This window comes from Waltera acetigignens, from assembly GCF_025567015.1.
Taxonomy (GTDB): domain Bacteria; phylum Bacillota; class Clostridia; order Lachnospirales; family Lachnospiraceae; genus Acetatifactor; species Acetatifactor acetigignens.
This window is the reverse complement of record NZ_JAOQJO010000008.1, coordinates 38,103-59,637: the sequence shown is the minus strand read 5'-3', so window position 1 is coordinate 59,637 and position 21,535 is coordinate 38,103. Positions and strand designations below refer to the sequence as shown.

The 21,535-nt window shown below is 40.9% G+C and carries 24 protein-coding genes and 1 pseudogene; 23 read left to right on the top strand and 2 right to left on the bottom strand.

Features of this window, described 5'->3' with window-relative positions; genetic code table 11:
• Positions 1 to 23: 23 nt before the first annotated feature.
• Positions 24 to 758 (bottom strand): helix-turn-helix domain-containing protein, encoded by a 735-nt coding sequence (locus OCV96_RS09070; protein ID WP_117994025.1) that lies wholly within the window; start codon positions 756 to 758, stop codon positions 24 to 26.
• A gap of 235 nt (positions 759 to 993) precedes the next feature.
• Here OCV96_RS09070 and dinB point away from each other — a divergent pair, with 235 nt between their 5' ends.
• From dinB to rsmH, 21 genes and pseudogenes are all read left to right on the top strand, one after another.
• Positions 994 to 2,244 carry a DNA polymerase IV gene (gene dinB / locus OCV96_RS09065; protein WP_262594337.1) on the top strand — a complete coding sequence of 417 codons (1,251 nt, stop codon included), beginning with the start codon at positions 994 to 996 and terminating at the stop codon, positions 2,242 to 2,244.
• A gap of 42 nt (positions 2,245 to 2,286) precedes the next feature.
• Positions 2,287 to 2,529: a LexA family protein gene (locus tag OCV96_RS09060; RefSeq protein ID WP_077326115.1), complete on the top strand. Its 243-nt coding sequence runs from the start codon at positions 2,287 to 2,289 to the stop codon at positions 2,527 to 2,529.
• A gap of 14 nt (positions 2,530 to 2,543) precedes the next feature.
• On the top strand, positions 2,544 to 2,789 hold the full coding sequence (locus OCV96_RS09055; protein ID WP_180207647.1) for a hypothetical protein: 246 nt from the start codon (positions 2,544 to 2,546) through the stop codon (positions 2,787 to 2,789).
• 550 nt (positions 2,790 to 3,339) lie between these two features.
• Entirely contained in the window at positions 3,340 to 3,687 is a 348-nt protein-coding gene (locus OCV96_RS09050; protein WP_117582140.1) for a helix-turn-helix domain-containing protein, read from the top strand.
• A 150-nt stretch (positions 3,688 to 3,837) separates the two neighbouring features.
• Entirely contained in the window at positions 3,838 to 4,245 is a 408-nt protein-coding gene (locus tag OCV96_RS09045) for a recombinase family protein (protein WP_118662827.1), read from the top strand.
• 204 nt (positions 4,246 to 4,449) lie between these two features.
• The gene (locus tag OCV96_RS09040) at positions 4,450 to 4,770 is read left to right on the top strand and encodes a helix-turn-helix domain-containing protein (protein WP_008395280.1); all 321 of its coding nucleotides are present in this window, start codon (positions 4,450 to 4,452) and stop codon (positions 4,768 to 4,770) included.
• 10 nt (positions 4,771 to 4,780) lie between these two features.
• Positions 4,781 to 5,152 (top strand): resolvase, encoded by a 372-nt coding sequence (locus OCV96_RS09035; RefSeq protein WP_262594335.1) that lies wholly within the window; start codon positions 4,781 to 4,783, stop codon positions 5,150 to 5,152.
• Between the two features lie 2 nt (positions 5,153 to 5,154).
• Complete coding sequence (locus tag OCV96_RS09030) at positions 5,155 to 5,592, top strand: type II toxin-antitoxin system PemK/MazF family toxin (protein WP_118662828.1); 438 nt, start codon at positions 5,155 to 5,157, stop codon at positions 5,590 to 5,592.
• Positions 5,576 to 5,788 (top strand): DUF6462 family protein, encoded by a 213-nt coding sequence (locus tag OCV96_RS09025; protein WP_004611639.1) that lies wholly within the window; start codon positions 5,576 to 5,578, stop codon positions 5,786 to 5,788. The genes OCV96_RS09030 and OCV96_RS09025 overlap by 17 nt, the downstream gene beginning before the upstream one ends.
• Positions 5,789 to 5,922: 134 nt before the next feature.
• On the top strand, positions 5,923 to 6,099 hold the full coding sequence (locus tag OCV96_RS09020; protein ID WP_004611640.1) for a DUF6290 family protein: 177 nt from the start codon (positions 5,923 to 5,925) through the stop codon (positions 6,097 to 6,099).
• Positions 6,100 to 6,131: 32 nt separating this feature from the next.
• Positions 6,132 to 7,367 (top strand): tyrosine-type recombinase/integrase, encoded by a 1,236-nt coding sequence (locus tag OCV96_RS09015; RefSeq protein ID WP_004611641.1) that lies wholly within the window; start codon positions 6,132 to 6,134, stop codon positions 7,365 to 7,367.
• 518 nt (positions 7,368 to 7,885) lie between these two features.
• A pseudogene (locus OCV96_RS09010) lies at positions 7,886 to 8,248 on the top strand (phosphoribosylaminoimidazolesuccinocarboxamide synthase); the annotation flags it as partial.
• A 257-nt stretch (positions 8,249 to 8,505) separates the two neighbouring features.
• The gene (locus tag OCV96_RS09005) at positions 8,506 to 9,453 is read left to right on the top strand and encodes a class I mannose-6-phosphate isomerase (RefSeq protein WP_118502074.1); all 948 of its coding nucleotides are present in this window, start codon (positions 8,506 to 8,508) and stop codon (positions 9,451 to 9,453) included.
• Positions 9,446 to 10,681 (top strand): mannitol dehydrogenase family protein, encoded by a 1,236-nt coding sequence (locus OCV96_RS09000; protein WP_262594334.1) that lies wholly within the window; start codon positions 9,446 to 9,448, stop codon positions 10,679 to 10,681. Before OCV96_RS09005 ends, OCV96_RS09000 begins: the two co-directional genes overlap by 8 nt.
• 72 nt (positions 10,682 to 10,753) lie before the next feature.
• A complete protein-coding gene (locus OCV96_RS08995; RefSeq protein WP_118502078.1) occupies positions 10,754 to 11,743 on the top strand; it encodes an ABC transporter substrate-binding protein in 990 nt (329 codons plus the stop codon).
• 65 nt (positions 11,744 to 11,808) lie between these two features.
• Positions 11,809 to 13,317: a sugar ABC transporter ATP-binding protein gene (locus OCV96_RS08990; RefSeq protein WP_243028749.1), complete on the top strand. Its 1,509-nt coding sequence runs from the start codon at positions 11,809 to 11,811 to the stop codon at positions 13,315 to 13,317.
• Between the two features lie 6 nt (positions 13,318 to 13,323).
• Positions 13,324 to 14,325, top strand: coding sequence for an ABC transporter permease (locus OCV96_RS08985; RefSeq protein WP_118502080.1), 1,002 nt, complete (start codon positions 13,324 to 13,326; stop codon positions 14,323 to 14,325).
• A 37-nt stretch (positions 14,326 to 14,362) separates the two neighbouring features.
• Positions 14,363 to 15,349, top strand: coding sequence for a carbohydrate kinase family protein (locus OCV96_RS08980; protein ID WP_182439118.1), 987 nt, complete (start codon positions 14,363 to 14,365; stop codon positions 15,347 to 15,349).
• Between the two features lie 57 nt (positions 15,350 to 15,406).
• The gene (locus tag OCV96_RS08975) at positions 15,407 to 16,519 is read left to right on the top strand and encodes a lactonase family protein (protein WP_118502084.1); all 1,113 of its coding nucleotides are present in this window, start codon (positions 15,407 to 15,409) and stop codon (positions 16,517 to 16,519) included.
• Between the two features lie 35 nt (positions 16,520 to 16,554).
• Positions 16,555 to 17,553 carry a LacI family DNA-binding transcriptional regulator gene (locus OCV96_RS08970; RefSeq protein ID WP_118502085.1) on the top strand — a complete coding sequence of 333 codons (999 nt, stop codon included), beginning with the start codon at positions 16,555 to 16,557 and terminating at the stop codon, positions 17,551 to 17,553.
• A gap of 168 nt (positions 17,554 to 17,721) precedes the next feature.
• The gene (gene rsmH, locus OCV96_RS08965; protein ID WP_262594330.1) at positions 17,722 to 18,768 is read left to right on the top strand and encodes a 16S rRNA (cytosine(1402)-N(4))-methyltransferase RsmH; all 1,047 of its coding nucleotides are present in this window, start codon (positions 17,722 to 17,724) and stop codon (positions 18,766 to 18,768) included.
• Positions 18,769 to 18,790: 22 nt separating this feature from the next.
• On the opposite strand, the gene OCV96_RS08960 is transcribed toward rsmH, so the two are convergent.
• Entirely contained in the window at positions 18,791 to 19,981 is a 1,191-nt protein-coding gene (locus OCV96_RS08960; protein ID WP_262594329.1) for an AI-2E family transporter, read from the bottom strand.
• Between the two features lie 526 nt (positions 19,982 to 20,507).
• On the opposite strand from OCV96_RS08960, the gene OCV96_RS08955 reads away from it, so the two are divergent.
• Together OCV96_RS08955 and OCV96_RS08950 are read left to right on the top strand one after the other, a co-directional pair.
• Positions 20,508 to 20,723 (top strand): hypothetical protein, encoded by a 216-nt coding sequence (locus OCV96_RS08955; protein WP_262594328.1) that lies wholly within the window; start codon positions 20,508 to 20,510, stop codon positions 20,721 to 20,723.
• Positions 20,713 to 21,534: a helix-turn-helix domain-containing protein gene (locus OCV96_RS08950; protein WP_262594327.1), complete on the top strand. Its 822-nt coding sequence runs from the start codon at positions 20,713 to 20,715 to the stop codon at positions 21,532 to 21,534. Before OCV96_RS08955 ends, OCV96_RS08950 begins: the two co-directional genes overlap by 11 nt.
• Position 21,535: the final 1 nt, after the last annotated feature.

Genomic DNA, 21,535 nt, shown 5'->3' with positions numbered 1-21,535 from the left:
ACTTGCATTAATTGGCACTGGTCTTATTTGTAACTCTTAGCAATATCAGCAGGATTACATTTTCCGAGAACCTTACCAAATATATCTAAACGATCATCTTCTCCGACGGGGATAGGTGCATACTTTTCATTAAGCGAGATAAGGAAGATTCCGTCTTTATCGTTTTGCAATTTCTTGATGTAGGCTTCTCCGTTTAGAGCGAAGATGCCGATTTCTCCATTAGCAACAGATTCCTGTTGTAATACCCATGCAATCTGACCATCAGAAAACTCAGGCTCCATACTGTCGCCACTGATACGGACACCAAAAGTAGTATCTTCCGGTAAGATAGATTCATCTATACATACAGTCTCTTTTGGTCCGTCTACAAGGAAGTTACCGGTTCCGGCTGATACAGCATTTTCAAAAATATCAATGCTTCGGAATGGAATTATCTTAGCAGTCTGCTTTTCATACATTCCGGATGCGTGGAGCAGATGGATGTAATCCATAGCCTTTTCTCTGCCTTCATCAGTAAGAGAAGAGAGTGGATCTGCAGGATTTACTCCAAAATATGCTTCATACATGTTAGTAACACCAAGGATTCTACACACTTTGTAAAATATGGTAACGCTTGGTTCAGCAAGATTTCTCTCCCAGTTGGATATGGCTTTATAGGAAATGGTAATGCCTTCCTTTGCCAGTTCATCAGCGAGATCCTGTTGGAGCAAGCCTTTCTTTTTTCTATATGTTGAAATGATTTCTCCGATTGAGTACATGCATACGCCTCTTTTCTTTCATTTTGTTGATTTCAAATGTCTCTTTTCACTCCATAGTATATAGCAATAGTGCCAATTATTCAAGTTAAAAATCCAATATAATGAGAAAAAGGACACATGTGTCCGTTGACAGTCGATTATTCTTGGGGTTATACTATGCCCTGTAAGAAACATTACTCATATACTTGGACTAAAGGTTATGGTAGTGACAGATTAAATGCAGGAGGTGATGAAGATGGGAGACAGGGTAATACTTCATTCAGATATCAACTGTTGTTATGCCTCGATTGAGCATCTGCATCATCCGGAGCTTGCAGGAAAGCCACTGGCAGTAGGCGGTGACCCGGAGGCAAGACATGGGATTGTCTTAACAGCCGACTATATTGCTAAGAAGTACGGTGTGAAAACAGGAATGGCACTCTGGCAGGCAAAGCAGGTCTGCCCTGACATAACATTTGTTTCACCAAGAATGGACTTATATCTTCGGTTCTCAAGAATGGCACATGAGATATATGCAGAATATACGGACAGGCAGGAGCCATATGGGATTGATGAGTGCTGGCTTGATGTGACAGGGAGCAGTTCCCTTAAAGGAGATGGATTGCTTATCGCACAGGAAATCAGCAGGAGAATGAAGTCAGAGCTTGGCATCACAGTAAGTGTTGGTGTTTCTTTCAATAAGATATTTGCAAAGCTTGGTTCAGACTATAAGAAACCTGATGCAATCACAACTATGTATAAGAGTGAGTTTAAGCAGAAGGCATGGTCACTTCCGGTGGCAGATCTTCTATACGTTGGCAAAAGTACGAACAGAAAGCTTGCATTATTTGGTATCAAAACCATAGGTGATCTTGCAAGAGCAGATGAAGATGTGCTTAACAGTCACCTTGGAAAGATGGGCAGTATCTTATGGTCGTTTGCTAATGGCTATGATGATTCACCTGTCAAGCTGGAGAATACCAACGCTCCAATTAAATCGGTGGGAAACAGCACAACAACACCAAAGGATTTAGTATGCGATGAGGATGTAAAGATTGTTCTTTATATTCTGGCTGAGAGTGTTGCAGCAAGACTTCGTGAGAATGGATTCCGGTGCAGAGTGGTTGAGATAAGTGTCAGGGATAATGAGCTATTCTCTTTTACCCGTCAGAAAAAGATTGACCATGCAACGAATATCACCGGAGAGATAGCTGCATATACTTATCAGATATTTAAGGAAAACTATAACTGGAGCAAACCAATCCGCAGTGTTGGTGTCCGAGGTGCAGACTTAGTAACAGATAATTATTGGGAACAGATTGATTTGTTCTCAAGTGTGGAGAAGCGTGAAAAGCAGATGAAGATGGATTCAGCGGTGGATGAGATACGCAGAAGATTTGGATTTTACAGTATCCAGAGGGGGCTCATGTACCGGGACAGGATTCTGTCGGCAGTCAATGCAAAAGAAGAACACACAGTACATCCACATGGGTACTTTTCAGGTTAGTAACGAGAAGTAGCAGTAGAGTAAAGAAGAGGGAGGCGGAACATGAGCGAAGCAGCAAGAATTAATCTGGTAGACAGAGCACCATTGACGGAGAAGCAGCAGAATGTGTATGAAAGCATTATGCAATATCAGCGTGTGAATGGTTATGCTCCTACTATCAGGGAGATATGCAAGATGGTAGGGGTGGCATCGACTTCAAGTGTTTATGCACATCTGAAAATATTAGAAGAAAAGGGCTATATAGCAAGGAAGATGGATGCATCCAGAGCAATAGCAATCTTGTAAGGAAGGTGATTACATTGAGCAATAAGGTATATGTTGATGTACTGGCAGAGTTCTCTAAGGATGGAATACTTATTCCCAAAGAGATTACATGGGAAGATGGCAGAAAGTATGAGATAACACGAGTAAAAGACAAACGCAGAGCAGCCAGTACCAAGGCTGGGGGCGTTGGTGAACGCTATACCTGTGTGGTGGATGGAAAGGAAATATTTCTTTTCTATGAAGATAACAATATGTGGTTTATGGAAAGAGCCGGAGCCTGATATGATTGTGTGCTGACAGCACAATTCGTATCAGTTGGCTTTAGATCAGCAAAGCCGGGGAATGTGCAGACATTCATCGGAACTCCCGGCAAAAGGCTTGCAAAGGTGATTTCCCTTTCCTTTACGAGTACAGAATTGTAGATTGATGATTTTGTATGAATAAGGAGCGAACTGAATTGAACAAAGGAAATGTTATAGAAATTAGATGTAAAAAATGCAACAAGTTAATGATGGAATACTTTGTATGCGGTGATGATTCCGCTGTAGCACTTCAGAATATTGGAATTAAGTGTGACAGATGTAAGCGAGTGATGATACTCAAGAAGTATTCCGAGGGAATGATGAAGGAACATTCTGAGAATGGGACTTTCAGAATATAATGATTGACAATTAAATTACAGCCCACCTGATAAGGGCACATCGAAAGATGGAAGCACCAGAGACGCAGGGGAAACGAACAGTATTTATGATACTGGTTTCCTCGTGCGTCTTTTTTAGTGCTGTAAAGGTAATCCGACTTGTTCGTTTCCAAGGGCGGCAAGGAGGATTTATGAGCAGTAAAGCACAGACAAGAGAAAAGGATTATGAGAGAGGATTACGAATTGCTGACAGTAGAAAGGCGATAGGATTATCACAGGATGAGTTAGCTCATAGAGTAGGTATAGGCAGACAAGCAATATCTGCGATTGAAAATGGTGGAGATTTTAAGACACAGACATTAGATAATCTGGCAATCGTACTTGGTGTATCTGTTGATTTCATAATGTATGGAAAGAATGAAGAAAATTCAGAACTATTATCTGAGGCAATGGATGTTCTTTCAGATATGGATGAATTGCAGATAAGACAGTGCCTTGCAATGATGAAAGCGATGAAAAGCGTGTCAGTTGGAAAGTGATTGTCGTGTTTACACGACATAATTGTCGCCTGTACACGGTCGGCAATAAAGCGGTAAGAGACTAGAATGAACATGTGCTTGAGATACAGCACACCACGAGAGTGGAGGCGCCAAAACTCTCCAATACGAAATCGTAAAGGAGACAACAAAATGAATAAAAGAGATTTTAACGTAGTAGGAAACGAAGGTACAGATAATCAGGAGCTTGCAAAGGGTATTGCATTTGTAAAGTCACGCAGAGCAGAACTTAATGTAGTCCAGATGGTCGAGAATATGCGTGATCAGGCAATGCCTAATGGAGTAATAATCAATGATGCGTATTGTGATCGTTCAATGACAAGGGACTATGACAGAGAAGGTCTGAATGCTTTCTTTTCAACACTTAAAGAGGAAGACTTTGAGGTTGTAGTAGTCAGAAGCCTGAATGAGATCACAGATGACATTTATGATCTGGAAGAATTTGTGAATACCATTACTGATATGGGCATATGGCTCTATTCTCTTGAAGTCGGTCCGGTGCCAATTACTGTATCTCATGCAGAGGACTTCGGATGCTAAAGGAGTTCTCTAGTAGAGAAGCAGCAGGAAATCTTTCGGGTCGGAACAAACAAGTCCCGGCTGTGAAGGATTGCAGATTTACACAGACTGCATTTGGTACAGTAGTACATGATTCGAGTGGAAAGTGGCTTGGTCAGTATGAGACAGAAGATGCGGCGGTAGAGATGCTTAGAGAAATGGCACGGGACAATGGAGGGTACGACGATGAAATATGAAGGATATAAAATTGGTCCGGTGATTCGTGATATCCGTAAGGACAAAGGACTTCTCATTGAAGAGGTTGCCGCTAAAACCGGAATAAGTGTTTCGACGCTTGGACAGGTGGAGCAAGGAGGAAGAAACTTGAGCATGAAAAACCTGTATATGCTTATGGAAGTTTATGAAACAGATGCAAATACCTTACTTGCAATAGAATGTACACCGGATTCATTAGATTCGAGACTTAAGCAGTTACCTGCAGATAAGCAGGATTATTTGAAAAAGACATTTGATTTTATGATAGAGCAGGCTTTGAAGTCAGCATAGGAGGCAGAAAATGAGAAGAAAGATTAAAAAGATGGATTGCATAGAATATCTTTCAGTGCAGGCTCCACTAGAAAAAGTAAATATGCTTGAAGACAAGCAGAGCAAATATATACATGAATTTGTAAAGAGAAAAGAATATTCAATCGTTGGAAAGATGAGACGCAATGGCTTTTCGCAGAGTGATGTTGATCGCCAGTGGAATCAGATTGTGAATATGATCCGCAAAAAGCAATTCAGTGGAGTAGTTGTTGCGAATATGGCAGCTATATCCAGCAGTGTTGCGGATGCTTATTTTAAGGTAGGACTGGTTATTGAAGCAGGCGGCATTGTGGTGACTGTAGATGAGGGCAGATTGGATATGCACATCAAGAAGGGAGCATAGATATGAGCAGACGAACAGAAAAAAGAAAGTATGGTAAATATAATAAATTTGATGTCGTGTATGCGGATTTTGGGAAAAACCCACATGGCATTCAGGGCGGAATCAGACCAGGAATAATTGTTTCATGTGATGCCAGTAATCATGATGGTGCACCGCAGGTGTCAGTAGTCCCTTTGAGCAGTAAGTTAAAGGATATTCCGGTACATGTGATTTTAAATCCGAAGGATGTAAGTGGATTTGGATTAAGTAAGATATCTGATTTTATGCCTGAAGATGCACAGACAATTTCAAAAGGCTGCATTAGAGCAAAAAGTGGAACTGTCATTGAGGATTCAGGCGTGAGAGAAGAAATAGACAGAGCATTGATACGACAGTTTGATCTGTTACCTGTAGCTCGCAAAATGGTAATGGAGGAGTTAGCAAATGGACAGCAGAACTAAAAAGACTAATAATAAAAGATTTGTCAGATATTCAGAAGGAGCAGAGATGTATTCAATGAGTGTGTCAAAGTTTATGCAGTTAGCGAAGGATGCAAAGGCATGTTATAAAGTGAATCAGCTGGTGTTGGTTAATCTGGATATTATTGATGAATATCTGGAGACTTTCCATATTGTAGATGACGAGTTTTATAAGTAATTATGAGAAATGACGCATTAATATAGAAGAAATACAAACAAGTATGGAGAAAAATGAGCCAAGAGAGAAAAAATGTATTGACTTTTGGTCAGACCAAAAGTATAATATGACTAAGATATGAAGGAGGCATACAGATGGCTAGAACTGGAAGACCAAAAGCAGATAAACCTTTTGATCATAAGGTAACTGTTAAATTCAAAGAAGAGGAATACCAGATAATGGTTGAGTATGCTGAGACTCATAATCTATCCATTTCGCAATTGATTAGAATGGGTGTTGAATTACAAATGAAGCAGCAGGCTAATCAGTAGAACGGGCTCTTTTCTCCGGAAAGGAGAGAATAATGGCTTGTAGAAAAGATGGTAAAGGCAGAGTATTAAGAAAGGGTGAGGGTTACAGAAAAGGCGACGGAAGATACTCATATGTATATATTGATCCATTAGGCAAGAAAAGAACCATTTATGCAAAGTCTTTGGTAAAGCTTCGAGAAAGAGAAGAACAGTTACAAAAAGACCAGTTGGATGGACTTGATATCTATGTCGCAGGAAAAGCTGATGTAAACTTTTTGTTTGACAGGTACATATCAACTAAAACAGAATTGCGTAGCACTACTTACAGTAATTATTTGTATACATGGAATCATTTTATTCGTGATACATTTGGCAAGAAGAAAGTAAGAGATGTGAAATACTCAGACGTGTTATTTTTTTATACAGACTTGATTAATAATCAGGGATTACAGATTAATACGCTTGAGACAATTAACACAGTATTAAGACCTACATTTCAGCTTGCTGTCAGAGATGATATCATAAGGAAGAATCCGGTAGACGGAGCATACTGTGAAGTAAAGAAGCGTAATGGTGGTGCCAGAAAAACAAGGCGAGCGTTGACTGTGGATCAGCAGAGAAAATTCATGGAGTATGTAGCAAAGAATCCGTTCTTTTATCACTGGTATCCATTCTTTGTATTTTTGTTAGGAACTGGATGCAGAATAGGAGAAGCAATTGGGATACGCTGGGATGATATTGATTTGGAGAATCGAATCATTGATATCAATCATAGCTTAACCTATTACCAGAGAGCGGATGATTCATATAAATGTGAGTTTAGAGTATCTTTGCCAAAGACGGAAGCTGGTAATCGTAGAATACCTATGATGCAGCAGGTATATGATGTGCTTCAGGAAGAATATGAGAGACAGAAGCAGGAAGGCTTTTGTGTTGAGAATGTGGATGGAATGACCAATTTTGTATTTACAAACCGATTTGGGATGCCACATAACCCAGCAGCAGTAAACCGGGCAATCAAGAGAATTGTGGATACACATAATTCAGAAGAAGAGGTGGCTGCTAAAAAGGAGAAGAGAGAACCTGTTATGATTCCAAGATTCTCCTGCCATATCTTCAGACATACGTTTGCATCAAGATTTTGCGAGAATGAAACCAACATCAAAGTAATTCAAGAGGTAATGGGACATGCTGATGTATCGACTACCATGAACATATATGCAGAAGCAAACCCAGATGTTACAAAATCAGTAATTGAGAAATTATCAAAAAATATGGATATTTTTTAGAAAAGAGTCCTGCGATTGAACTCTTTGAAGATTGAAAAATATACCTATTCATACTGTGACAAATATGTTATACTTGCTAAGTATTGTTGTGTTTGACACAGCAGTACATGCATAAAATAAAAAGACGTATTTTAAGGCGAATGACATCTTTTGGACGCACAAAAGTCAAAAAAACGTCCAAGAGTATCCAAGTATATAGAATCCGGGAAAGCCCATTTTCCAAGGGGTTACAAGGATATACAAGAGTTAGCTTAGCAATCAAAAAAATTCCCCACGATGAAGAGCTTGGATAAAAAAGACCAGTAAAATCAAGGGTTTGCGGTGTTGAGCACAAAAAATGACATCAATTTGACATCAAATTATTATTGTTTGGTGGACTGATATGGACTAAAAAGGTACGTTCTAGCGATTTGAACCTTTCAAAACTAAATAGTTAAATGCTATTAAAGGACATTTTCCAAAGTAAGGAAAGTGTCCTTTTTCTGTTGTTATGGTTGAAAAAAACAGAATTATTAGATAAAGGGGAAGAATATGCAAAGAAGATCAAGGATTATACGATCGCTCTTTACAAAAAATGTGCAGAATATGCACTGACGAAAGGCATTATCATTGCAGATACCAAGTTTGAATTCGGTCTGGATGAGGATGGAAATATTGTAATCGGTGATGAAATGCTGACACCGGACAGCTCTCGTTTCTGGCCTGCAGATGTATATGAGCCGGGTCATGGACAGCCATCCTTTGACAAGCAGTTTGCACGTGACTGGCTGAAAGCTAATCCGGAGAAGGGATGGAAGTTACCGGAAGATGTTGCACAGAAGACGATCGATATTTATCTGGAGGGCTATGAAAAGCTGACAGGTAAGCCACTGGGCAAATAAACCCGAAGTCCGGCGAAGCACATGAGCTTCATATCCGTATGGCGGAACTGCTCAACAGAACATAAAAAATGAAACATGAGGGAGCATCAATGGGTGCTCCCTCATTCTTTTTTCTGATTTCAGGAAGTATATCAGTACTGTTATCGTGCCCGTTTTAAAAAAGTCAGTAAATTTATCTTGACAAATCATGGTCTCATACTTACAATTGGTTTAACGATTGCGCAAACGTTAAACTAATTGTAAGTATAGGAGGAAACATGAAGCGACAATTATATCATATTGAACCAATTTATAAGTCATTTATCTGGGGTGGTCGTGCACTGATCGATCATTTTCATATTAAAACAGACATGGAAAACATTGGAACTATTTATCATGTAATTGCCATTCCCGGACAATTGGATAATACGGTACGAGAAACCGGGGAACCGTTGTCGGTTTTTTATGAAAAAAACCCACAGGTATTCCAGTGCAGGGAAAAATCATTTCCGGTCCGGATGACTACAACGGCAAACAGTGGATTTCAGTCGTATCAGCTGCATCCGGATGATGCATATGCAGAAAAACACGAAAATCAGAAGGGCAAAGTATCCGGCGCCGTTGCATTAAAAGCATCTGATCATGTATCAGAGTGGCTTTTTGGAAATAAGGCGAAAAATCTGGAAGATTTTAAACGCATGGTGGAAAATAAAGATTGGAAAAATCTTTTTTCTACGATTAAGGTGAAAGACGGAGATTATGTACATACACCTGCAGGCGTGATTCATGGCGGATATGGAAAAGGTCTGATCAGTGCAACTTTTGGAACAAATGGTGATATAACTTATCGGTTTTATGATAATGATAGAAATGATCCGTCACGTCCGTTGCATCTGCAGGAAGTATATGACTGCGTCAACATTCCGGAAGTGCCTGTTGGAGCAAAAGCAGTAGAACCTGTACGTGAAAACGGTCTGTTGATCTATCATTATTATGAAAAGGCCGGAGAATATGTTGCAAAACGGTTCATTGTCAAGGGTAAAGGAAACTATAGCTATCAGGGATTTCTGTTTCTGACATGTGTAAACGGAGAAGGAACCATAGAAGATATGCCCATCGGGCTGGGAGAAACCATATTGGTACCGGCTGATTTTGGTGAAATACACTTTGACGGAGACATGGATCTGATCGCAATATCTTATATTGAGGATGATAAAGATGTGTGATAAACCAATCGTTACAATTATAGGAGCCGGCCGCAGCGGACGTGGCATGCTGGGTGAGATGTTTTATCAGGAGAAAAATTACAGCATTGTATTTGCTGATATAGACACCGGACTCGTGCAGGGGCTGGCAGAACAGGGATACTATACGGTAGAAAAGAAAAATCTTCTGACAGGAAAATCCCGGGAAAGTATTGTAAAGGGATTTCAGATAGTAGATACCGTCAATGATCATCTGAAATATATTACATGCCTTGCCCGGTCGGAAATGATCGCAACTGCACTTTTTCCATCTGCATTTGATCAGGTCGCGGAAGATCTGGCAGAAATGATTCGGATGAGAAAAGAGCAGAAAAACGATTCTACAGCTGCGATAATACTTGGTGGAAATTTTGTCGGGCTGAGGCAATATTTCGAAAAAAAAATCTCCGGATCTCTGGATGAGGATGAGCTGGATTGCTTCAAAAAACATATTGCGCTGATAACGGCCAAGGTAAACCGCAAGGTGGTTTATCCGGAGGTCTGCCGGAAAGATCCGTATTTTCTGGAAGGGGACGATAAAGATATTCTGATGGTGGATAACAGCTTTCTGTTTCCTGACGGATATCAGTATCCCTCATTCTTCGTATTGAAGGACAATATGGAAATCAATATGATTGAAAAAATCTGGTCTGAAAATCTAAGACATGTGACATTTGCATTTATGGGTACTTATTATGGATATCAGACGATCAATCAGGCTGTAAACAATTTGTATATCAGAAAATGTGCTTATTATGCATGGAAAGAGGGAAGGCTGGCTCTGAATGAAGAATATGGACTTCCGGTTCCGGATGATGAAGCAGTAAAAGTTGAATTTGAAAAGTTTGCAAGTCCGTTTTTCCGGGATCAGCTTAGCAGAATAGGCAGAGAACCGATCCGAAAACTGAAAAAGAATGACCGGCTTGTAGGACCGGCTTTATTATGTATGAAACACCGGATCATTCCTTACTTTATTACGCGCAGCATTGCGTATGGTATGTTTTATCAGGATCAGAATGATAAAGAGGCCGTAGAACTTCAGAACTACATAAGTGATCATGGAATTGAACGCGCTATTACACATTTCTGCGAACTGGACATGGATGATGTTATGGAAAATAGTTTGTTTCATTTGATTTTATGCAATTATAATGAGATAGCGAAGACTAACATTATACCGATTAACGAAAATGTTACGTACACAAATTGACAGAAAATAACATTCGTGATACAATCAGTTTAACGATTGCGCAAACGTTAAAACAAGAAAGGAGAAGGCAATATGAAAAAGAGATTAGTTAGTACAATTATTATTTCGGCAATGGTTCTTGCTATGACGGGGTGTGGCAAGACAACGGAGGCACCTGCAGATCAGGGAGCTGCCGCACAGGCAGGCAGTGAAGAAGCAGGTCAGGAGAAAACTTATAAAATAGCATTACTGGAGAAGGGAGCGGAAGATTTCTTCCTGTCCATTGATAAAGGATTCATGGATGCCTGCAAGGAGTACGGAGTAGAAGGAACGGTTGTGGCACCTAGTACTTATCATGATTCCGCTCAGATCAATAATGCAATGTCACAGATTATCAGTACCGGTTATGATGCGGTGGTTATGTGCCCGCAGGATTATGATGCGAATGCCAGTGCAATAGATGAGGCTTATAACGCAGGTCTGCCGGTTATATGTCTGGATTCCCTTACAGCATCTGAAAATTATATTACAAGTATCTGCACAGATAACAAAGCAGCTGGGGCAGAAGCAGCGGATAAGATGGCAGAGCTTTTAGGAGAAAACGGTGGAAAGGTTGCAGTTTTTGCCAATGATCCACAGGCTGTATCTGACGTAGACCGTATCCAGGGATTTGTAGATCGTTGTAAAGAAAAATATCCTGCCATAGAATGCATGGATGTCCAGTATTATAATAATGACTTAAACAGATGCTCCACACAGGTAAGTGACACAATTACAGCGAATGCTGATCTGGCAGGTCTGTTCTGTGTAAATAACCAGTCTGCACTGGCAGCCGGAAATGTGTTGGTTTCTTATCAGAAAGAGAGCTTAAAGTTTGTAGGCTTTGACTCTGATCAGGATGAAATCGCACTGATGAAGAGCGGTGTTATTGATGCATTGATGGTTCAGGAGCCATATCAGATGGGATATCTTGGAGTAGAAAAAATGCTGCAGCATTTAAAGGGTGAATCTGTTCCTAAGGATAATATCGATCCGGGATGTAAGATAATTACCATGGATAATATTGATGAATTAGAACAGTAATAACATACAGAAATAAAAAGGCTGTATACATTTACAGCCTTTTTAAATAACAGGAGGCAGATGGAGTGAGTAATGTATTATTGGAGATGAAAGATATCACAAAAACATTTCCCGGCGTGCATGCACTGGATCATTTTTCTTTTAATCTATGTGCGGGCGAGGTGCACGCACTGGTAGGGGAAAATGGTGCAGGAAAATCTACTTTAATGAAAATTCTTTATGGTGTGTATGCACCTGATGAAGGAGAAATTTTTATTGAAGGTCAGAAGGTTGCCATTAAAAGTCCGTCAGAAGCACTTCAGCTGGGTATTGGTGAGGTATTTCAGGAATTAAATGTCTGTATGCAGATGGATGTGACAAACAATATCTTTATAGGAAATCTGAAAACAAAAAAACATCTGGTCGATGATAAAACTTTAAGAAAAGAAGCAGAAAAGATTCTACAGGATACAGTCGGATTATATGTGGATCCGACATTACCTGTCAGATCATTAAGTATAGCAGAACAGCAGATGGTTGAGATCGCTAAGGTAATATCGCGCGGCGGAAAGGTTATTGTATTCGATGAACCTACAACGTCACTTACAAAGGAAGAAACTAACCATCTGTATAAGATAATCGAGAAATTAAAAAAACAGGGAATGGGTATTGTTTACATTACGCACAGATTTGAAGAACTGGAAATCCTTGCCGACAGAGTAACAGTCATGCGTGATGGAAAATTTATCCGCACCATGAACTATGCGGATACAACAAATGAAGAACTTGTAAACCTGATGGTAGGGCGGGAGATGACAGAAAAATATCCTGACTACAAGAGAAAAATAGGGGAAGTGGTTCTTCATGCAAAAGGAATAAAAAATAAAAGTGGCATAAATGTGGATGAAATTGTCGTCCATAAGGGTGAAATAGTTGGAATGGCCGGTCTTGTCGGAGCCGGGAGAACAGAGTCCATGCGTATATTGATTGGAGCTGACAAGGGAAAAATAGATGAACTTACATTATTTGACAAGCAGGTTAAGCAGTTTAAAAATGTGCACAGTTCAATAGAAAACGGCGTCGTATATATGACAGAAGACCGTAAGGCAGACGGTCTGGCTTTGTCATTAAATGTTGAAAAAAATATCAGTATTGCCTCTCTGAAAAAATTATCCAGAAGGGGACTGGTAAGTGAAAAAAAAGCGGAAGAAAATGCGAACACTTATGTAGAAAAGCTGCAGATTAAGATTTCGGGTCTGGAACAGCAGACAAAACTGTTGAGTGGAGGAAACCAGCAGAAGGTAATTCTTGCAAAATGGATGTCGTGTAATCCAAGGATTCTGATATTTGATGAACCAACCAAAGGAATTGATGTAGGTGCTAAATTTGAGATCTATAAGCTGATGAACCAATTATCAGATGCCGGTCTTGGTATTATTCTGATCTCTTCTGACCTGTCGGAAGTGATTGGAATGAGTGACAGAGTATATGTATACCGGGAAGGACATACGGTAGGTGAATTAAGTCATGCGGAGATTGAAGCATCCAATATTATGCAGTATGCAACCGGAATAAAAAAACAGGAAGGGCGATGACCAAATATGAAAAAAAATGAGTTAAAAAATGTAAACAAGTTAAGTGCATTTAAAAAAAGCAGCATATTGGGACCGATCACAATTCTGATTGTGATTATGTTATTTCTTTTTATTACAACACCTCCGTTCAGACAGGCATATAATATCACATCCCTTATGCTTTCTGCTGCTGTCTATGTCATGGTTGCAATGGGAGCAAGCATTGTTATCATTGGAGGCGGTATTGATTTATCACTGGGTTCTATCGTTGGATTGACAGGAGCAGCCTGCTGTCTGTTTATCAGAATGAATGTTCCGCTGATTCCGAGTATAATCGGCGCCGTTCTGGTTGGCGGACTTTGCGGGGCAATGAACGGATTTATGGTTACAGTCATGGGGCTGATCCCTTTTATTGCAACACTCGGAGGCATGTGGATATACAGGGGAATTCTGATGATTCTGACCAATGGACAGACTATTGCGGTTCGGGCTTATGCTTCAGAAGAAATTCTTAACAGTTTTGTAAAATTCGGAAGCGGCTCTATTCTGGGAATTCCGATCCCAGCCTATGTATTTATTGTAGTAGCATTATTATTGTCTTTCATTCTGAAAAAGACCGTATTTGGAAGAAATATCTATTTTATAGGAAGTAACCCGGATGCAGCAGCTATGTCCGGTATCAATGTACCTAAAGTAAAATTTATTGCCTACATCATAACAGGAATGCTCGGAGGTCTGGCAGGAGCCATGCTTGCAGGACGGCTTGTATCCATGCCGACTAATGGTGGAAATGGCTATGAGTTTGAAGGTATCTTTGCATCTGTACTGGGAGGCATCAGTATGGTAGGTGGCGAAGGTGGAATGCTTGGTGCTGTTGTTGGTGCGATCATTGTTGCATGTATCAGAAACGGACTGAATCTGAATGGAATTGATGCATTCTGGCAGCAGGTTATTTTGGGCATTATTATCGTTATGGCTGTATTTTATGATACAGTACGTACGAAAAAAGCAAGAAATGCCAAATCATAACAATGCGAGAAATGAAGAAGGAGAGAATACTGGATCGATGAAAAATGTAGATGTTGTGGCATTAGGAGATCTGATTCTGAACATGGTATACAGAGGAAAGACAGAAGCAGGCTTCAATTTATATGAAAGACAGCCGGCAGGAGCTACAGGAAATCTGTTGTCCCAGATTGTCCGGCTGGGTGGTACGGGTGCACTTATCACTACGGTCGGAGATGATGATCATGGCAAATTCTTATATGAGTATGCAAAGGAAAGTGGAATTGATGTATCCGGTGTGGTAATAAGCGATAAAGTGGAAACTCGTATGATGTTTGTGCATTTTGATGAAAAAAATGACAGACATTTTCTGAAGTATGAAAGCAGAAGAACGGATGTGGAGACGGGTGTAGATGCAGTGGATTTCGATAGGATCAGATCCAGCAGGGCTTTTGTGATACCTATGTGGTTTTATAAAAAGGAAAAACCGATTTATGCAGCCTGTCAGAAGATCATAGAAGTTGTCAGGGAGCAAAACGGACTGTTGGGATTAGATTGTAACTGGCGGGGAAATACGCACACACAGGAAGAAATGACAAGTATTTGTGATGCAGCATTAACGAGTGATATTGTTAAGCTTACAGATGTAGAATTAGAGCATTTCTTTGGCGAGAAAGATATTCTGAAAGGCAGTGAAAGGCTTGTCAGGGAAAAAAATAAACTGGTTGCGGTAACACTTGGAGAAGATGGCTGTCTTTTAAGAAATCGTAACGGATATGTCTATCAGCCTACTTATGCGGTAGATGTTGTGGATACAACCGGAGCAGGAGATTCTTTTATGGGGGCTTTATTATTTCAGGCAACAAGAAAAGGCTTTTCCATAGATCAACTGAGTGTAGATGAGCTGAAAAGCATAGCAGGATTTGCTAATGCGTGTTCAGCCGGCTCTACAAGAAAATACGGCTCCATGGATGTGATGACAACAATGGAAGATGCCAGATGGATCATGGAGAATATCCCCCTGAAACAGCCGACATACGATTTCTAAAATACGGGAAACCATTCCGGCACAAATATGACATATAAGTAAGGAGATGAATAAATAATGCGGTCAAAACGCAGATATGAAATATGGACGGGCGTTAAGGGTGATGATAAACATGGTGGCATATATCTTTACAAGTATGAAGCGGATGAAAATAAATTACTTCTGGTAAGACAGGAGGTGCGATTACGTGGGTTTACCCATATTGCCATGAGCAGTGATAAGAATACGCTGCTTGTAACAGGTAAAACAGATACAGATCAGGATGTATTGCAAAGCTATCGGATAGCAGATCAGAACGGAAGTCTCAGATTTATGAACGAAACAGTGTTGCATACAGCCGGCGATGTCTGTCATCTATCGATCAGTCCGGATAAAAAAATAATAGCGGTTACTGACTTTGCGGATGGTGCAGTTCATTTTTATGAAATGGATAAAGAAGGAAAGATCGGTGCTTTTATACAGAGACTTGAATTTAAGGGGAGCAGCGTCAGTTACAGGCAGGATCGTGCACATCCACATTCGGCTTTTTTTACAGCAGACAGTAAGTATTGTTATGTGGCAGATTTTGGATCTGATAAGGTGTGGATACTAGAGCATAAAAATAATGAAAAAACATTTGATATCACAGGCAGCTGGTCAGCACCGGCGGGTTCAGGACCAAGACATATTGCTTTTCATGAAAAAAATGGATATACTTATACTATCATGGAGATGAGTGCGCAAATTGCTGCATGGAAGGCAACAAAACGCGCAGAGACGGAAGAATTACAGATTATCAATATTGCAAATCATGAGCTTCCCGGGAATTTCGGAGAAGTTGGAGAAGATGGACTGCCGCAGCATTATATGGCAGCAGGCGATATAGCAATATCAAAAACCGGAGAGTTTATTGCAGCATCTGTCCGCGGCCATTATGAGATTGTAATTTTAAGAGTATTACCGGACGGAAGGATGGAACTTGCATCGAGGCTTCCGGTCAGAGGGGCTGTCAGGACGATCCGTTTTAATAAAGAAGGGGACATTCTTTTTACTTTGGGCGAGAGAATGGGACACTCTACGGGAATTATGGAAATCTTTAAACGGAAGGAAGATGATCCGGCTCTGTTTAAATCAGTGAATCAGATTGATATTCCCGATGCATTTGTATGCAGTATAAAAGAACTGGCATAGACTGTTCTTAATGAAGTGAAAGGAATGATAAAAGCATGAGGGTTGGAATAAAACAGGTAGCAGAAAGAGCAGGTGTATCTGCAACAACGGTTTCTCATGTGGTGAATAAGACAAGATATGTGTCTCCTGAAGTTGAAAAACGGGTAAATGACGCGATAAAAGAGTTGAATTATACACCGAATATTATGGCAAGAGGGCTGCGGACGAATACTGTGAAAACAGTTGCTGTAATTGTGCAGGAAGCATCTACGCCATTCTTCTCGAGAGTTGTGGACGAGATTTCTGATGTTTTATATAAAGAGGGTTATTCACTGCTTTTATGTACGGCGAGAGGTAAGGTAAACGACGAATTAAATGTTGTCCGCAGCATGTTACAGCAGCAGGTATGTGGTATTATTCTGGCACCTCAACAGATGGATTTCGATTATAGGACGCTTTGCCCTTCCAAAGATTTCCCTCTGGTTTTTGTTGATTGTAAAACGAAGTTCGTGCCATGTAATGCGGTAACGTGTGATAATTATCAGGTATCCTATAATGCGATAAAATCATTAATTCAAAAAGGGCATACTAATATTGGCTATATTTACAGCAGCAAAAATTATGAGTTATCGACAGGAAGAGATAGATTTCAGGGATATTTGGATGCTCTTGCTGACAGTGGACTCGCACGTGACGAAAAAATTATAGTAGGAAGAAAACAACAGACATTTGAAAATGGGTATGATGCAATGAAACAGCTATTGCAGGAAAAAAAGGCGACCGCTTGTTTTGTTGCTGAAAATCCGATGGCACAGGGGGTTTTTAAATGCCTTATGCATTATAAGAAGCGTATACCGGAAGAAATGGCTATGATATGCTATGATGACTTTGAATGGTCACAGCTGACAGTTCCGACGATATCAGCAATTCGTCAGCCAATGAAGGAAATGGGAAGAAAAGCAGCGGAATTACTGCTTAAGAAAATTGGAGATCCGGATGCCCAGTGTGAAAATATCATTTTAAAATCCGAATTTATTCTGAGAGAATCGTGCTGAGCAGATAAGATATTTCAGCACAGATAAAACAAACAGAAGATTATCTGCCAAAAACAGAGGGTCTTCTGTTTTTTAATTGTATTTCACAGGTTGACTTGACCTGTCGGAAACTATAGGATAAACATAATGGTATAATACAGACTATATTTTGTGACGGTGAGGAAGAATATGGAAGAAAAAGTACACAAGCGCCGTGTCCGCTACGCGGGCAGGTATCCGAAGAAGTTTGAAGAAAAATATAAAGAACATGATCCCGAAAAATATGCCGATACAGTGGCACATGTGATCGAAAAGGGTTCGACGCCCGCGGGCATGCATATTTCCATTATGGTAAAGGAGATACTGGATTTTCTGGAAATAAGACCGGGGCAGCAGGGGCTGGACTGTACGCTGGGCTATGGCGGACATAGTCGCAAAATGCTGGAAAAGCTGGAAGGAGAAGGCAGGCTCGTCGGACTCGATATTGATCCGATCGAATCGGAAAAGACGGTCAAAAGGCTGCGCGCGGCAGGTTTTTCCGAGGATACCTTTCAGTTTAGGCTGATGAATTTTGCAAATATCGACAAGGTGGCGGAGGAATTCGGACAGTTTGATTTTGTATTGGCGGATCTCGGCGTTTCTTCCATGCAGATCGACGATCCGAAGCGCGGTTTTTCTTATAAAACAGAAGGTCCTCTGGATCTGCGGCTGGATCCTATGCATGGTGACAGTGCGGCAGATCGGCTTTTACAGGTTACGCAGAAGGAATTTGAAGGAATGCTCATTGAAAATTCCGATGAACCGTATGCGGCGGAAATTGTAGCCAGCGTATTTGGCAGATTAAAGAACGGGAAAAAGATAGAAACGACAACAGATTTGAGAAATGCTGTGGAAGCAGCTCTTGTCCGTCTGCCAAAAGCAGAACGGGAGGAAGCAGTCAAAAAGTCCTGTGCCCGCACATTTCAGGCACTGCGTATTGATGTGAACAGTGAATTCGAGGTACTTTACAGCTTTTTGGAAAAGCTCGATGGTATTTTAAAGCCCGGTGGAAGAGTGGCAATTCTGACTTTTCATTCAGGAGAAGACCGCCTGGTCAAAAAAGCCTTCAAGGAATTGAAAAAAGCAGGCGTTTACGCAGAAATCTCGGCTGATGTCATAAGACCATCCGCTGAAGAATGCCGCCTGAACCCGCGCGCCCGCTCAACCAAGATGCGTTGGGCGGTGAAAGCGGAGTAACGGTTTTAAAACTGCATACAAACTATCCTTTACGGGGAGTCTGGTTTTTCATGAACGCCAGATAAAGGTTATACAGCACTGCGCAGACCGGAACGCTGAAAAGCATTCCCAGGATACCAAATGCTTCACCGCCAACAGTGACTGCCATCAGTACAAGTAGCCCGGGAAGACCAACGGATTTCCCAACAACTTTTGGATATATCAGATTGCCTTCCACCTGTTGCAGAAGCAGCAGATAAATAATGAACCACACAGCTTTGATGGGATCTGCCAACAGGATCAGAAACGCACCAAGACCTCCGCCGAGCCATGCACCAAAGACCGGTATCAATGCGGTAAACGCAACAAATGTTGAGATGGCACCGGCGTAGGGAAGCTTTAGAATCAGCATTCCCAGAAAACAGAGAATTCCAATAATGACAGCCTCTGTAAGCTGCCCGCTGACAAAGCTGGAAAAAGTATGATTTGTCAGTGAGGCGATGCTCAGAAGTTGTTTTGCCTTCTTTTGCGGAAGTATCGTTACGATCAGCTTCTTTAAGTGGGCTGCGACCACTTCTTTTTTTGCCAGCAGGTATAAAGCAAAGATAAATGCCAAAAGCACATCGATCAGACCGGAAAGGAAGGGGGTAGCTGCATCCCATGTTATCGAAATGATTCCGCTTCCTTTGTCGTTGATCAGAGCCGTAATTTTCCGGATCAGCAGGTCGGAGTCGATGGCATATTCCGGAAGGACGATATTGTACTTTGCCGCAAAGCGGACAGTATCCATCCACCAATGTCTGATTTCTTCAACGTAAATCGGGATATTTTGAATAAACTCATCGACTGATTTCCATAGACTCGGAATTATCATAAATATTACAGCGAACAAGATTCCCAGCACAAGAACAGAGCTTAACGTGAGACAGACCGGTCTTGTCAGCTTTGCAGGGGCTTTTTTGCATACTTTATTCCAGCAGCGTTCAAGTGGATTCAGGACAACATTGATCAGAAAAGCAATACCACCGCCAATCAGAAACGGAGAGGACAGCGAAATTACTTTGTTAAAAAATTTCATTATGATATCAAAGTTCATTAATGCCCAGGCAAATAAAATAACCGCCAGCAGTGAACAAACGATAGATCGGATCATATTTTTATTCATCAGTCTGTTTTCCGGTGGTACGGAACTATTGTGTTGAGTAGTGTCGGTATCCTGTATTTTTTTCTGCATATTCCCTCCAGGCTGTTATGGATGCAATTATACGATTTGCAATATAATCCTCAATTGTACTTTCGTTATGGCATTTTTGCAATATAGAAGCGGTAAAGAAGTACCGGGCGTTTATTTGTTGCTTAACAAGGATTGGAGAATAATCGAATAATCCTGCATGTTTTTCCACATGCTAACTCCAAATCTAATATATAGCAAAAAGAGTGGTGAAGCGCTCTGGCTAAAATAGGAAATTGGAGGAAAAGGTATTGAAAGCGACAGGTATAGTACGAAGAATAGACGATTAGGTTATAATAGGAGCAAGGTCAGAAAGCCTTGAAAACACTGGTGTTTCGCTGATTTTGTCCAACTTTCACGAGCAAAAAGTGAGCAAAGCTCTTTGACTGCGGTAAGCTGCAACCGCAACCGTGAAAGGAGGCAGCAGCATAAAACTGAATATCATCGGGAAGCCCCGGTATTGCACTGCGCATAGCAGAACAATACCGGGGCTTTTCTTGTTTCAATCTGAAAATGGAGGTCGTACAAAATGAATGCACCCGATAAAGCCGTGGCGTTTGAAGCTCTGATGAAAGACACTCCCGGCTTTGATCACTATGACAGCGGCTACGATGGAATCCTTCCTGAATGCCGGAATTGCCGTTTCCATCGTCTCCTATGGAAATATCAGTCCTGCGTATTCGAGGAATGCCCATATTGCATTACCAAGCAGTCCACAAAGAAGGTGATGTCCAATGAGAGGTAAAACCGGCGCAGATCGTGAGATCAGCGTCAACACCTATACCGGTGGCTTCACCACCATGCTTAACCACCATCTGAGAAACAGGAATCTTTCTCTCAAGGCAGTAGGTCTTCTCTCAAAGATGCTCAGTCTTCCTCCCGATTGGGACTATTCCATCCGTGGACTTGCAACGCTGAATACAGACGGCATTGACGGTATCAGAACGGCTATGAAAGAGCTGGAAGACGAAGGATATGTTGTTCGTGTTCAATCCAGAGACGAGCGCGGGAGAATGTCCCGCAACAAATACACGGTTTACGCACTGCCGCAGAAGGAAAAGCCGTCACCGGATTTACCGTCATCGGAAAACCCGACAACGGTTAAGCCGCCACCGGATGAACCGATGACGGAAAAGCCCACGCAAATAAATACTAATCAAGTAATTCCTAAAAAAAGAAATGACTCACTTAGTAAATATCAATCTAGTGTTGAAGACATTACAGATGATATAAGAAAACAAATTGGATGGAGAATACAAGAAAAAAGGATTGAGAAGGGAATTACAGCAGTAGATTTAAGTACCTATTTAAATATAACAGCTAATCAAGTCTCAAGGATTGAAAGAGGTTGTGCCGGGATTGATATTTACAAGTTGATTGTAATTTGTAAAATCCTTGGAGTATCGGCGGATTATATATTGTTTGGAGAAATGAAGGAAGAGAATCCTCTTTTGGATACGGGAGTCATTGTTCCGGGAATGTGTCTCTCAATCATCTGGTTTGTTTTTGTAACGGTTCTGTTTTTGAAATGGTTTGAGAGAAGAGAGGTGAAATAAG

Bases quoted from the DNA above. Each gene is read 5' to 3' on its own strand.
- OCV96_RS08985 (WP_118502080.1), top strand. From the start codon at position 13,324: ATGAAAAAAAATGAGTTAAAAAATGTAAACAAGTTAAGTGCATTTAAA.
- OCV96_RS09070 (WP_117994025.1), bottom strand. From the start codon at position 758: ATGTACTCAATCGGAGAAATCATTTCAACATATAGAAAAAAGAAAGGC.
- OCV96_RS08955 (WP_262594328.1), top strand. From the start codon at position 20,508: ATGAATGCACCCGATAAAGCCGTGGCGTTTGAAGCTCTGATGAAAGAC.
- OCV96_RS09020 (WP_004611640.1), top strand. From the start codon at position 5,923: ATGGCTAGAACTGGAAGACCAAAAGCAGATAAACCTTTTGATCATAAG.
- OCV96_RS09040 (WP_008395280.1), top strand. From the start codon at position 4,450: ATGAAATATGAAGGATATAAAATTGGTCCGGTGATTCGTGATATCCGT.
- OCV96_RS09030 (WP_118662828.1), top strand. From the start codon at position 5,155: ATGAGCAGACGAACAGAAAAAAGAAAGTATGGTAAATATAATAAATTT.
- OCV96_RS09005 (WP_118502074.1), top strand. From the start codon at position 8,506: ATGAAGCGACAATTATATCATATTGAACCAATTTATAAGTCATTTATC.
- OCV96_RS09050 (WP_117582140.1), top strand. From the start codon at position 3,340: ATGAGCAGTAAAGCACAGACAAGAGAAAAGGATTATGAGAGAGGATTA.
- OCV96_RS08980 (WP_182439118.1), top strand. From the start codon at position 14,363: ATGAAAAATGTAGATGTTGTGGCATTAGGAGATCTGATTCTGAACATG.
- dinB (WP_262594337.1), top strand. From the start codon at position 994: ATGGGAGACAGGGTAATACTTCATTCAGATATCAACTGTTGTTATGCC.
- OCV96_RS08975 (WP_118502084.1), top strand. From the start codon at position 15,407: ATGCGGTCAAAACGCAGATATGAAATATGGACGGGCGTTAAGGGTGAT.
- rsmH (WP_262594330.1), top strand. From the start codon at position 17,722: ATGGAAGAAAAAGTACACAAGCGCCGTGTCCGCTACGCGGGCAGGTAT.
- OCV96_RS08995 (WP_118502078.1), top strand. From the start codon at position 10,754: ATGAAAAAGAGATTAGTTAGTACAATTATTATTTCGGCAATGGTTCTT.
- OCV96_RS09025 (WP_004611639.1), top strand. From the start codon at position 5,576: ATGGACAGCAGAACTAAAAAGACTAATAATAAAAGATTTGTCAGATAT.
- OCV96_RS09015 (WP_004611641.1), top strand. From the start codon at position 6,132: ATGGCTTGTAGAAAAGATGGTAAAGGCAGAGTATTAAGAAAGGGTGAG.
- OCV96_RS09060 (WP_077326115.1), top strand. From the start codon at position 2,287: ATGAGCGAAGCAGCAAGAATTAATCTGGTAGACAGAGCACCATTGACG.
- OCV96_RS08960 (WP_262594329.1), bottom strand. From the start codon at position 19,981: ATGCAGAAAAAAATACAGGATACCGACACTACTCAACACAATAGTTCC.
- OCV96_RS09035 (WP_262594335.1), top strand. From the start codon at position 4,781: ATGAGAAGAAAGATTAAAAAGATGGATTGCATAGAATATCTTTCAGTG.
- OCV96_RS09045 (WP_118662827.1), top strand. From the start codon at position 3,838: ATGAATAAAAGAGATTTTAACGTAGTAGGAAACGAAGGTACAGATAAT.
- OCV96_RS09000 (WP_262594334.1), top strand. From the start codon at position 9,446: ATGTGTGATAAACCAATCGTTACAATTATAGGAGCCGGCCGCAGCGGA.
- OCV96_RS08970 (WP_118502085.1), top strand. From the start codon at position 16,555: ATGAGGGTTGGAATAAAACAGGTAGCAGAAAGAGCAGGTGTATCTGCA.
- OCV96_RS08950 (WP_262594327.1), top strand. From the start codon at position 20,713: ATGAGAGGTAAAACCGGCGCAGATCGTGAGATCAGCGTCAACACCTAT.